Source organism: Halomonas sp. SSL-5 (assembly GCF_030708455.1).
Classification (GTDB): domain Bacteria; phylum Pseudomonadota; class Gammaproteobacteria; order Pseudomonadales; family Halomonadaceae; genus Halomonas.
Genome location: NZ_JAUYWF010000001.1, coordinates 281,039 through 292,715, shown reverse-complemented (window position 1 = coordinate 292,715; position 11,677 = coordinate 281,039). Strand labels below are relative to the sequence as shown.

The 11,677-nt window shown below is 68.7% G+C and carries 13 protein-coding genes; 2 read left to right on the top strand and 11 right to left on the bottom strand.

Annotated elements, in window-relative coordinates:
* Nucleotides 1-111: 111 nt before the first annotated feature.
* The 3 genes from RAN53_RS01375 to RAN53_RS01365 all read right to left on the bottom strand — a co-directional run bounded on the left by RAN53_RS01375 (nt 112) and on the right by RAN53_RS01365 (nt 3,216).
* The gene (locus RAN53_RS01375) at nt 112-1,092 is read right to left on the bottom strand and encodes a TAXI family TRAP transporter solute-binding subunit (RefSeq protein ID WP_305795027.1); all 981 of its coding nucleotides are present in this window, start codon (nt 1,090-1,092) and stop codon (nt 112-114) included.
* Nucleotides 1,093-1,373: 281 nt separating this feature from the next.
* Nucleotides 1,374-2,762: a KamA family radical SAM protein gene (locus RAN53_RS01370; RefSeq protein WP_305795026.1), complete on the bottom strand. Its 1,389-nt coding sequence runs from the start codon at nt 2,760-2,762 to the stop codon at nt 1,374-1,376.
* Nucleotides 2,763-2,979: 217 nt separating this feature from the next.
* Nucleotides 2,980-3,216, bottom strand: coding sequence for a DUF2798 domain-containing protein (locus RAN53_RS01365; protein WP_305795025.1), 237 nt, complete (start codon nt 3,214-3,216; stop codon nt 2,980-2,982).
* 123 nt (nt 3,217-3,339) lie between these two features.
* On the opposite strand from RAN53_RS01365, the gene RAN53_RS01360 reads away from it, so the two are divergent.
* The gene (locus tag RAN53_RS01360) at nt 3,340-4,161 is read left to right on the top strand and encodes a carbon-nitrogen hydrolase family protein (protein ID WP_305795024.1); all 822 of its coding nucleotides are present in this window, start codon (nt 3,340-3,342) and stop codon (nt 4,159-4,161) included.
* 34 nt (nt 4,162-4,195) lie between these two features.
* Complete coding sequence (locus tag RAN53_RS01355) at nt 4,196-4,720, top strand: macro domain-containing protein (protein WP_305795023.1); 525 nt, start codon at nt 4,196-4,198, stop codon at nt 4,718-4,720.
* On the opposite strand, the gene RAN53_RS01350 is transcribed toward RAN53_RS01355, so the two are convergent.
* From RAN53_RS01350 to RAN53_RS01315, 8 genes are all read right to left on the bottom strand, one after another.
* Nucleotides 4,705-6,042 carry a TRAP transporter large permease gene (locus RAN53_RS01350; RefSeq protein ID WP_305795022.1) on the bottom strand — a complete coding sequence of 446 codons (1,338 nt, stop codon included), beginning with the start codon at nt 6,040-6,042 and terminating at the stop codon, nt 4,705-4,707. The genes RAN53_RS01355 and RAN53_RS01350 overlap by 16 nt on opposite strands.
* Complete coding sequence (locus tag RAN53_RS01345) at nt 6,032-6,511, bottom strand: TRAP transporter small permease (RefSeq protein WP_305795021.1); 480 nt, start codon at nt 6,509-6,511, stop codon at nt 6,032-6,034. Before RAN53_RS01345 ends, RAN53_RS01350 begins: the two co-directional genes overlap by 11 nt.
* A 65-nt stretch (nt 6,512-6,576) precedes the next feature.
* On the bottom strand, nt 6,577-7,587 hold the full coding sequence (locus RAN53_RS01340; protein ID WP_305795020.1) for a DctP family TRAP transporter solute-binding subunit: 1,011 nt from the start codon (nt 7,585-7,587) through the stop codon (nt 6,577-6,579).
* Nucleotides 7,588-7,708: 121 nt separating this feature from the next.
* Entirely contained in the window at nt 7,709-8,206 is a 498-nt protein-coding gene (locus tag RAN53_RS01335; RefSeq protein ID WP_305795019.1) for a DUF192 domain-containing protein, read from the bottom strand.
* Nucleotides 8,203-9,348, bottom strand: coding sequence for an ABC transporter ATP-binding protein (locus tag RAN53_RS01330; protein ID WP_305795018.1), 1,146 nt, complete (start codon nt 9,346-9,348; stop codon nt 8,203-8,205). Before RAN53_RS01330 ends, RAN53_RS01335 begins: the two co-directional genes overlap by 4 nt.
* A complete protein-coding gene (modB, locus tag RAN53_RS01325) occupies nt 9,341-10,009 on the bottom strand; it encodes a molybdate ABC transporter permease subunit (RefSeq protein ID WP_305795017.1) in 669 nt (222 codons plus the stop codon). Before modB ends, RAN53_RS01330 begins: the two co-directional genes overlap by 8 nt.
* Nucleotides 10,009-10,842 (bottom strand): molybdate ABC transporter substrate-binding protein, encoded by an 834-nt coding sequence (gene modA / locus RAN53_RS01320; RefSeq protein ID WP_305795016.1) that lies wholly within the window; start codon nt 10,840-10,842, stop codon nt 10,009-10,011. The genes modB and modA overlap by 1 nt, the downstream gene beginning before the upstream one ends.
* A gap of 69 nt (nt 10,843-10,911) precedes the next feature.
* The gene (locus RAN53_RS01315; RefSeq protein WP_305795015.1) at nt 10,912-11,643 is read right to left on the bottom strand and encodes a GntR family transcriptional regulator; all 732 of its coding nucleotides are present in this window, start codon (nt 11,641-11,643) and stop codon (nt 10,912-10,914) included.
* Nucleotides 11,644-11,677 lie beyond the last annotated feature (34 nt).

The following is an 11,677-nucleotide window of genomic DNA, read 5'->3' as shown; positions in this document are numbered from 1 at the left end:
TGCCCTGGGAACCCCTGCTGGCGATGCCCTTTGGCATCCCAAACAGAATGCGCGGCCCCCTCGGGTGACCGCGCATTCTTCACCGAGGTGACATCACCTCAGATTCTCGGATCACTCGATCCAGCCCTGCTCGCGATAGTAGCGGGCGGCCCCGTCATGCAGCGGGGCGGAGAGGCCTGAGGAGACCATCTCTTCCGGATCGAGATTCTCGAAGGCCGGATGCAGCTGCTTGAAGCGGTCGAAGTTGTCGAAGATCGCCTTGACGGTCTGGTAGACGATGTCCTCGTCGGTCTGAGCGGTGGTCACGAAGGTCGCCGCCACGCCGAAGGTCTCGACGTCCTCGTCGTTGCCCTTGTAGAGGCCGCCGGGAATCACCGACTTGGAGTAGTAGGGGAACTCCTCGACGATGCCATCGATGGCTTCGCCGTTCAGCGGGATCAGGCGCGCATCCACGGTGGTGGTAGCCTCCTGGATGGAGCCATTGGGGTGACCCACCACGTAGACCATGGCATCGACGTTGTTGTCGGCCAGGGCGGCGGCCTGCTCGGCGGCATCCAGCTGGGAGGCCAGGGCGAAGGTGTCCTCGGTCCAGCCCTTGGCTTCCATCACCACTTCCATGGTGTTGCGCTGACCGGAGCCCGGGTTGCCGATATTGACGCGCTTGCCTTCCAGATCATCGAGGCTCTCGATGCCGGAGTCGGCGCGGGCCAGCAGGGTCAGCGGCTCACCGTGGACGCGGAAGACCGCGCGCAGGTCTTCATAGGCGTCACCCTCGAAGTTGCCGGTGCCGTTGTAGGCCTGGTACTGGACGTCGGACTGCACCACGCCCATGTCCAGCTGACCGGACTTGATGCCGTTGACGTTGGCCACCGAGCCGCCGGTGGAGGGCGCATTACACTTGATGTTGGCGTCTTCCAGACGGTTCACCAGGCGGCAGACGGACTGGCCGACCACATAGTAGACGCCGGTCTGGCCACCGGTACCGATGGTGATGAACCTCTCTTCATCCTGAGCCATGGCCGGCGACGCGAACATCGCGGCCCCCAGGAGCGCGCCGGTGAAGGCTACAGCAGAGAATGCATGGCGTTTCATGGACATACCTCTTTGACGTTGTCGGCAATCGAGCGGTGGGGATCGTGACCACGCTAGGCTTCGAATCTACCACTCTATTCTACTTTAGCGAAAAAACTTCTCCGGTGATAATGCCGGAGACAAGGCCGTCAGAACATGGCCGACGGGGTTGTTCCCCCCTAGTCTAGTCCCGAAGAGCGTTTACGAGGCGTTTATCTTATGCTGCATCACAGCAAGGAGGCCGCCCCCAAGGGCGGCCTCCTGATCGTGCCAGCGGCCCAGGAGCCGCATCGCTCGACGCCTCACGACGCCTTCATGATCAGCGCCTGCTTCTCCTCCTTCATGGCGGAGAATTCGGCCTCATAGAAGAACTCGCTCTCCCCCAGTGCCGGCTCCAGGTGGTTGAGCCATGTCGCCTCTTCGTCGTATTTCGCGAAGAAGGGCCGCTGCACCCAGTCGCGGTCGCGCCCCTGGATGAAACGCAGCACGAAGACCTTCTCGCCATGGATCTCCGTCACCCCCTGGATCTCCACCTTGCCCGGATCGGCGGACATCGACGGCCCACGAGCCGTGCGCGCCAGGCCCGGCACCTGCTTCATCGCCTCGCGGTAGATCTCCCAGGCCCGCACCAGCGGCACCTCGAAGTAGTGGCGGGCGCCGGTGTCGCGCTCCACGAACATGTAATACGGGATCATCCCCAGACGCAACTGGGTGGTCCACATGCGCGCCCACTGGTCGGCGTCGTCGTTGATGTGCTTCAAGAGCGGCGCCTGGGTGCGTATCTCCGCCCCGGTGGCACGGATGCGGCGGATCGCCTCGCGGCAGATGGGGGTGTCCATCTCCTTCCAGTGGTTGAAGTGCGCCATGAAGGCGACATGTTTCCCAGCAGCCACCAACTCTCTGAACAACTCGAGGATATCCTCAGCGTCCGGGTCGGTGACAAAGCGGTAGGGCCAGAAGGTCAGGCTCTTGGTGCCGATGCGGATGTCCTGAACGTGATCCAGCTCAGGCGCCATCAGCCCCTCCAGGTACTGACGCAGGTGCTTGGCCTTCATCACCATGGGGTCGCCGCCGGTCATCAGGAGGTCGGTGACCTCGGTATGCTCGGCCAGATAGCGGTGCAGGGAATCCGCTTCATTGGAGGCGAACTTCAGGTCCTTGTCGCCGACGAACTGCGCCCAACGGAAGCAGAAGGTGCAGTAGCTGTGGCACACCTGGCCCTGGCTGGGGAAGAACAGCACCGTCTCGCGGTACTTGTGCTGCATGCCCGGCAGTGGCTCGCCGTCGAGCAGCGGCAGGTTGAGATCCATCTGCCCCGCCGGGTGGGGGTTGAGTTCGGAGCGGATGCGCTCGATCACCGGCTTCATCTCGGCGGCGGAGGCCTCGCGGCGCATCAACTCGGCCACCTCGTCGAAGTGCTCGGAGCGAAGCATGCCGCGCTGGGGGAAGGTGAGCTGGAAGACCGGATCCGCCGGAATGTTGTCCCAGTCGATCAGCTCCTCGATCACGTACTCGTTGACCCGGAACGGCAGCACCTGGCTGACCACCCGCATATCGAAACGCAGGTCGTCGGGCAGGCTCTGGATCGCCTCGATCCTGTCGAGCTGGCGGTGGGTATAGACCTTGAACTGCCGGGCCTCGAAGGCCTCCGCCTCGGGGCTGCCGAGCTCGATAGTGACGCGCTGGTTCATCTCGCCTCCTCCGGTTGTCGTGTCCGGCGCTCCGGCACAAAGGCCCGGAGCATCCGCCACGGGAGGCGGTGCCGGCATCGGTTGTCTGGGGGAGGCTATTGGTACAGGGACGGGACACTACCTGCAACTTTATGTCGCCATTTGCAACGAATGTCGCGAAAACTTCATGAAAGCGCAACACCCCATTCACCTGACTCCAGCTAGCTCGAGGGCTTGGCTAGCGGGAGGGCTTGCGGATCAGCCTTGCGGTAATGCGCTGAAGTCGCGGTGCACCGATCAGGATCAGCGCGAAGGCGATCGGCCAGGCGATATAGAAGGCGCGCCACCAGCGCCCCACGAGGCCTTCGCCCAGGCCGGTGTTGACCCAGGTGATCACGAAGGTCATGAGGCTGACCATGTAGAGCGACATCATCACGGCGAAGACGAGTGGCGCGAAACGTGGCGGGAAGAACATCGAAACTCCTGTTAGCCTGAAGACGAGAAGGGACGGCCAGGAGTATACGCCAGCGGTGATGGCCTTCGCCCGCGCCCTTTTGTCGCCCGGAGCCGTCGGGGCTCGCGCCCCAGGAGGTCGCCCATGGAGTTGCTCGCCTGCCAACCCGCCATACCCCCCATCCGCTGCCGGGGCGACCAGCTCGCCTGGCTGCGCCACCTGACCCGGGAGATCGAGGCGCGCTGCGAGGCGAGCAGCCCCGACCTGATCGTGCTGCCCGAGCTCACCACCCTGGAGTACGGCAGCCGCGCCTTCGCCTGCCTGGGAGACCTGGACGACGACCTGCAGGGACCCGTCTATGAACGCTTCAGCGAGCTGGCACGCCGCCTGGGCTGCACCATCGCCTACGGCACCGCCCGGCGCAGCGCGCGGGGTCGGCATATCAGCCAGGTGCTGGTGGGACCGGATGGTGCCCTGGCCGGCGTCTACGACAAGCTGCACTGTGCCCAGTTCGGCGCCTCCAGCGAGGCGGCCCACTTCACGCCCGGCGAGTCCCTGCTGGTCGTGGACATCGCCGGCTGGCGGGTCGGGGTGATGATCTGCTACGACCTGCGCTTCCCCGAACTGGCCCGGCGCCTGGCCGAGGAGGGCGTGGAGCTGGTGCTGCACCCGGTGGCCTTCACCCGGGACTTCTCCTTCGCCAGCTGGCACGCCTTCGTCACCGCCCGCGCCATGGAGAACCAGCAGTGGTGGCTGAGCCTCAACCGCGCCGGTGAGGCCTGGGGCCACTCGCTGCTGTGCCCGCCGCTGGTGGACGAGGCCCATGTCGCCGAGGATTTCGGCCCCCTCGAGGCGTGGCGACAGCTGTCACTCTCCAGGCAGGCCCTGGCCGAGGCGCGGGAACGACTGCCGCTCTCCCGCGACCGTCGCGACGACCTGGCCGACCTGGCGCTGTGGCGGCCTTGAACGCGCCCTGAGCGATCGCAATCGAGGAGACACCATGATCGAGTGCATCCAGGGCGATATCGCCCGACAGCCCGACATCGAGGCGGTGGTCAACGCCGCCAACGCCCAGCTGCGCCCCGGCGGCGGCGTGGCCGGTGCCCTGCACCGCGCCGCCGGCCCCGAGCTCGACCACGCCTGCCGCCCCCTGGCGCCGATCCGCCCCGGGGAAGCGGTGATCACCGCGGCCTACGGCCTGCCCAACCGTCATATGATCCACTGCCTCGGGCCGGTCTACGGCGTAGACGAACCGTCGGAAGAACTGTTGGCGGCCTGCTACCGCCATGCGCTGGAGCTGGCGGAACGACACGGCATCGTCTCCATCGCCTTCCCGGCGCTCTCCGCGGGTGCCTTCGGCTACCCGCTGGCGGAGGCCGCGCGGGTGGCAATCGAGACGGTGATTGACACCCTGCCCCGCTGCCCCTGCATCGAGCGGGTACGCTTCGTGCTCTTCGACGCCGAGAGCGCCGCGCTCTTCCGGCGCCTGCTCGACGAGCGCCAGGACGGTCAGCCGACGTTGTAGCCGAGCACCCGTGGCAGCCACAGCGCGATCTCCGGGAACACCGCGACCAGCGCCAGGGCGCCGGCCATGGCGGCGACGAAGAGCAGCGCCCAGCCCACGGTCTGCTCGAGGCGAATCTTCGCCACCTCGGTGGTCACCATCAGGTTCACCGCCACCGGCGGGGTGAACTGGCCGATGGCGATGTTCATCGCCAGCAAAATGCCGAACCACACCGGGTTCCATTCGAAGTGCTGCATCACCGGGATCAGGATCGGCATCATGATCAGGTAGATGGAGATGGCATCCAGCAGCATGCCGGCGGCCAGCACCGCCAGCATGACCAGCACCAGCAGCACGACGCCGCTGTCGGATAGCGAGATGATCCACTCCGCCAGGTGGCGGAAGGTGCCGAGCATGGTGCCCGCCCAGGCGAAGATGCCCGCCAGGGCGATGATCAGCATCACCACCCCGGAGATCACCGCCGCCTCGCCGAACAGCGCCCAGAGGTCGCGCCAGCCGAGCTCGCGGGTGACGAAGAGCCCGATCACCACCCCGTAGGCCACCGCCACCACCGCCGCCTCGGTGGGGGTGAAGAGCCCCGAGCGCAGCCCCCCGAGGATCAGCACCGGGGCGAACAGCGCCGGCAGCGCCTGCTTGAAGGTCTCGCCCACCCCGAGTCGCTCGGCGCCCGCCACCGGCGCACCGCCCTCCCAGCCCCGACCTTCCCAACCCCGACCTTCCCAACCATAGCGCTTCGAGACCAGCAGCGCCGGCACCAGCAGCGCCAGCCCGGCGAGCACACCAGGGAAGAGCCCCGCGGCGAACAACGCACGCAGGTCGACCCCCGGCACGACGATGGAGTAGAGGATCAGCGCCACCGAGGGCGGGATCAGGATCGCCGTGGAGGCCGAGGCGGCGATCAGCGTGGCCGAGAAGGGCCTCGGGTAGCCGGCCTTCGTCATGCTGGGCAGCATCACCATGGCCACCGCGGCGGCATCCGCGGGCCCCGAGCCACTCATGCCCCCCATGATCATGCACACCAGCACCGCCACTAGCGCCAGGCCACCGTGGCGTGGGCCGATCAGCGCCTGGGCGAAGCGCACCAGGCGCAGCGCCACGCCGGAACGCTCGAAGATCAGCCCGGTCAGGATGAACAGCGGGATGGCGATCAGCGGGTACTTGGCGATGCTGTTATAGGTATTGGTGCCCAGCGTGGCCAGCATCGCGGGAGACAGCCCGCTGAGAATCCCCACCGCCCCGGCCAGCCCCAGGGAGAAGGCCACCGGCACACCGGCGATGAGCAGTCCGGCGAAGGCCAGCAGCATCCACAGGTCAGCACTCATCGTCGAGCCTCCCGCGCAGGCGGTCCCGTGTCTGCTGCAGCTGGCGCACCAGCATCACCGCCGCCAGCACGGGCAGCCAGACGATATACCACCACTGGGGCAAGCCCAGCCCCGGCGAGGTGCTCCCCCACTGGTACTCCTGCCAGGCCAGCTTGGTGCCGAACCAGGCGATCAGCCCCAGCACCACGACCCCGCAGAGCCCCTGGAAGAGCACCAACAGCCGGCGCGGACCGGGCGGCAGCGCCCGCTCCAGCATGCCGATGCGGATATGACCGTTGCGACGCAGCGCCACGGCGGCGCCGGCAAAGGTCAGCACCACCAGCAGGAACACAGAGAACTCCTCGGTAAAGGCGAGCGAGCCGCCGGTGATGTAGCGGGTCACCACGTTACCCAGGCTGATCAGTGAGATGATCACCAGGGCCAGGGCGGCCAGCCAGCGCTCCGGCCGGGCGTCGGGAGAGGGAATCATGGGTACCTCACAAGGCAGCGGCCGGCCACGAGGGCCGGCCGGTCGGTCGGAAGGAAGAGTGGGGATCAGCGCGCCTCGACGGCGACCCGGGCGGCCTCGACGATCTCTTCGCCGATCTCGGGAATCCACTCGTCGTGAACGCCGGCGGTAGCCTCGACGAAGGCCTGATACTGCTCATCGGAGAGCTCGGTGACGGTGACGCCACGCTCCTGGATGGCGGCCAGGCGATCACTCTCCTCCTCGCGGGTCATGGCGATCTCCCACTCGCCCGCCTCCATCGCGGTCTCGCGCAGGATCTCGCGATCGCCCTCGTCCAGGGACTCCCACACCTGGCGGTTCACGGCGAAGATCAGCGGGTCGTTCATGTAGTTCCACAGGGTCAGGTGTTCCTGCCCCACCTGGTCGATGCGCGCCACATCGAACACCGAGAGCGGGTTCTCCTGGCCGTCCACCGCGCCGGTGGTCAGCGCGGGTTTGGCATCGGCCCAGCTCATCTGGGTGGGGTCGGCGCCCAGGGCGTCGAAGGTGTCCTGGAACAGCGGCGAGCCCACCACGCGGATCTTCAGTCCCTCCAGGTCCGCGGGCTCGTCGATCGCCCCCCGGGAGTTGGAGAGCTGGCGGAAACCGTTCTCGCCCCAGCCCAGCGGGATGACATCGCGAGACTCGATGGCCGCGAAGATCATCTCGCCGGCCTCGCCGCCAGTCACGGCGTCCACCGCCGCCTCGTCGGGCAGGAAGAAGGGCAGCGAGAAGAGGTTGAGCTCCGGCACCTGGGGCGACCAGTTGATGGTGGAGCCCACCGCTGCGTCGATCAGGCCGGAGCGCATGGCGGAGAATTCGCGGGTCTGGTCGCCGTTGACCAGCTGGGAGTTGGGGTAGACGCGCATGGTGAGGCGCCCCTCGGTGCGTTCCTCCACCAGCTCGGCCCACTTCTCCGCCGCCTGGCCCCAGGGGAAGGCGTCGGAGAGCACGGTGGAGACGGCGATCTCGCGCGCCTGAACGGAGAGCGAGGCGGAGAGCACGGCGGCGCCGGCCAGGGCGGCGGCCAGCTTGGCAAGCGGTCGATGGGGCATCATGGCGTGTCCTTGCAGCGGCGCCTCGAGGAACTCGAGCCGCGGTTATGGTTATGGGTCGTGCGATGCGGCAGCATGGCCGCTCGGTCCTATTCTAGGGCGCCCAGCGTTGAATGACAGCCCGTCACTCCAGCGCCTGGCAGCGCTGCTCCTCTCCCGGCCAGGCGACGCAGTCGCCCACGCCGATGCCCAGCGCCGCGAAGGTGCCGGCGTTGACCTCCAGCGCCGCCCGATAGGGCACCCCCGGGCGGGTCACCGCACAGTCGGCGGGGGCGCTGGAGCCGCAGGGCTCCATGGTGTGGGTCGAGACGATGCGCCCCGCCCCGTCGATGAAGGCGATATCCAGCGGGATCAGGGTGTTGTACATCCAGAAGCCGCTGCCGCCGGGCTGCTCGGCGGCGTAGAGAAAGAGCATGCCGGCGTCCTCGGCGAGGCGCTCGCGCCCCATCAGGCCGCGGCTGCGCTCGGCCGGCTCATCCGCCACCTCGACCCGGAAGTCATGCGGCCCCGAGTCGCCGTGAACGGCGAGCCGCCAGCGTTCCGCGGGTGTCTCGGCGAGGCTCGTCGCGGGAAGCGCGAGCGGGCCGAGGAGCAGGATGGCAACGTGAAGCAGGCGTTTCATGGCAGGTTCCTGGTGTCATCGCCGGACGCGGGGGCATCCGGCATCGGGTGGATGCCCGCGGCGAGCAGCGAGACCTGCACCGCCTCGCCCCGGGCCAGTCCGTTGCGGCGGGCGGCGTGGGTGGCGATCTCGAAGCCGAGCCGCTGCGGGGTATGGTCGAAGGCCAGGGTCACCGAGGTCATCCCGCCCAGCACCACCAGCTCTTCGACGCGGGCACTCACCGGGTTCTCACGCTCGCCAAGCGAGGGGCGCCCACGGCGGTGCAGCACCACGTCCGAGGGTGGCAGGTACCAGGCCACCCGGGCGCCCAACGGCAACGATGCCAGCCCCTCGGCCACCTCCAGCGTCCAGGGTCCCCAGGCCAGGCGGCGCTCACCGCCCTCCTCCACCACCTCGCCGGTGAAGACGTTGTGGCGGTCGAGCAGCCGCGCCACCTGGGGCGAGGTCGGCCGGCGGAACAGCGCCTCCGGCGGGCCATCCTGCAGGGTGCGCCCGGCATGCAGCACGCACAGGCGATCCGCCAGCGCCGCCGCCTCGTCGAGGTCGTGGGTGACCAGCACGATGGGGATGCGGATCTCCTGACGCAGCAGCGCCAGCTCGCGCTGCAGGCGTCGCCGGGTGACCTGATCCACCGCCGAGAAGGGCTCATCGAGCAACAGCACCCGAGGATTGCGCGCCAACGCCCGGGCCAGCGCCACCCGCTGGCGCTGGCCACCGGAGAGCTCGCCGGGATGGCGCCCGGCCAGGCCATCCAGGCGCACCCGAGAGAGCCATTCCTCGGCACGCCGCCGGCGCTCGGCGGAGGGCAGATGGCCCAGGGCGACCATGACGTTGCCCAGCGCCGTCAGGTGGGGGAAGAGCGCATAGTCCTGGAACACCAGCCCGACGCGGCGGCGCTGGGGCGAGAGGCAGATACCCGCCTCGGCATCGAGCCAGGTTTCTTCGCCGACGCTGACCCGCCCTGTCGCCGGACGCGCCAGGCCGGCGATGGCCCGCAGCAGGGTCGTCTTGCCGCTGCCGGAGGGCCCCACCAGGGCCAGCAGTTCGCCGGCGGCGCAGTGGAAGTCGGCGGCCAGCGGGATGGGCCCCGACTGGTGGAGGCTGACGGAGAGGCTGACCGAGGGCACGGCGGGTTCAACCACGGCGCCACCTCCGCCTGCCCGCCAGGCCGTAGACCACGCCGATGGTGAGGAAGGAGGCCAGCAGCAGCATCGCCGACATGCTGGCCGCTCCGCTCTCGTCGAAGGCCTGCACCCGGTCGTAGATGGCGATGGCGAGGGTGCGGGTCTCGCCGTCGATGGCACCGCCCACCATCAGGATCACCCCGAACTCGCCCAGGGTATGGGCGAAGGTGAGGGCCAGGGCCGAGACGATGCCAGGCCACACCAGCGGCAGCTCGATGCGCCACAGGGTGTGCAGCGGCGAGAGGCCGCTGCACCAGGCCGCCTCACGCAGGTTGGCCGGCACCGCCTCGAAGGCGCGCTGCACCGGCTGCACCGCGAAGGGCAGGTTGGCCACCAGGGAGGCGAGCAGGATGCCCTCGAAGGTGAAGTTGAGCCCCACGCCGAAGAGCTGCTCCCAGAGGCCGCCGAAGGGGGCCTCCACGCCGAAGGCCTGCATCAGGTAGAAGCCCAGTACCGTGGGCGGCATCACCAGTGGCAGGGCGATCAGCGCCTCGCCCAGCGGCTTGGCGCGGGAGCGGCTGGCGGCCAGGGTGCGCCCCAGCCACAGCCCCACCGGCAGCAGCAGCAGCGCCGTCAGGGCCGCCAGGTGCAGCGAGACCGAGAGCGCGATCCAATCCATCAGGGTCCAGTGTCCTCGGGGAGGCGGAAGCCATCGCCGGGGGCGCGAAAACCATAGTCGGCCAGGATCGCACGAGCCTCCTCCTGCTGCAGCCAGGCATAGAAGGCACGCGCCGTCTCACCGGCATCCTCGACCAGCGCCATGCGCTGGATAAGCGGGGCATGCCAGGATTCGGGAATCAGCACATGCTCGCCACGCTCGGCGATGGGCGGCGCCAGGGCCAGCGACCATGCCACCAGGCCGCCACGGGCATCACCGGAGAGGGCGAAGCGGGCGGCCTGGGAGACGTTCTCGCCCAGCACCCGCAGCGGCGCGGTCGCCTCCCACAGCTCGGCGTGCTCCAGCGCCTGGCGCGCCGCCACCCCGTAGGGGGCGTGCTCGGGGTTGGCCAGGGCGATGCGCGGTCGGCCCTGCCCCGCCGCATGGGCGTCGATCGCCTCGCGCACCGCGGTCAGCGGTGCCTGCTCTCCCGGCAACTCCCCCTGCCCTCTCGGCTGCAGCCAGGCCAGGCGCCCCACCGCATAGACCACGCCCTCATTCTCGAGGTGGCCTTCCTCGTGCAGCGCCAGCACATAGGCCTGGTCGGCGGAGAGATAGAGCTCGAACGGGGCCCCCTGGGCGATCTGGCGACGAAAATTACCCGAGGAGCCGAAGTTGAGGCGCAGCGCCTGGCCGGTCTCGGCCGTGAAGCGCTCGGCGGCCTCGCTCAGGGCGAACTGCAGGTCCGAGGCGGCGGCCACGGTGGGTGGCTCGTCGGCGATGGCCAGCGGCGACACCATCAGGGCAAGCCCCAGCAGCAGCGTGCGACATCCCGAGCGGGAGAAAAAGAGCATGGCGTGGCTCCGCGAGGCGTGGATGGGCGCATTGTCCGACACCCCGCCGATGCCGACAAGCCGCGCCAGTCAGCTCGTGGCGACGCCGGCGAAGATGGCGCGCAGGTCGGTTTCCTCCTCGCGATGACCGAGGTCGAGCAGCGCCTCGAGGCTCGCCAGGTGACGGACGACGGCGCCTCGAGCGCCGTCGATATCGCCCTCGCCCAGGGCCGCCAGCAGCCGCGGGTGGTCCCCCTCCAGGTAGCAGGAGGACAGCGTCGGCCGCTTGTAGAGGGCGATGACGATGGAAGTGCGCATCACCAGATCGGTGAGCATGGCCCCCAGCACACGATTGGGCGAGAGTGCAGCCAGGCGATGATGAATGGTCAGGGAGTGGGCGATGCGAGCCGGTTCGTCGCCGCGGCCGTGTGCCTCGGCCTCGGCCCGCGCCTCGGCCTCCAGCGCCGTCAACACGCCAGGTTCAACTCCCTGGGCCGCCAGCAGCGCGGCCACCTCGCCCTCCACCAGGCGGCGGGCGGCGAATGTCTCTCGGGTCTCCTCCACACTGGGGGCACGTACCCGGGCGACCTGGTTGGGACGCTGGTCGATGACGTGATCGGCGGCCAGGCGAGTCAGAGCACGACGCACCACCGAGCGGCTGACGCCGAAGATCTCGCCCAGCGCCACTTCAGGCAGACGCGTGCCCGGCGGCAGGCGCTGGCTGAGCACCGCCTGGCGCACCTGCTCGACGATATGGCGGTCGCCGATCCGCTCGCCGGCGCGCACGGCGGCCTCGACCCCTTCCCTGAAGGACTGGCTCATGAATGTCTCGCTGGTGATGATCCTGGCGAAACCT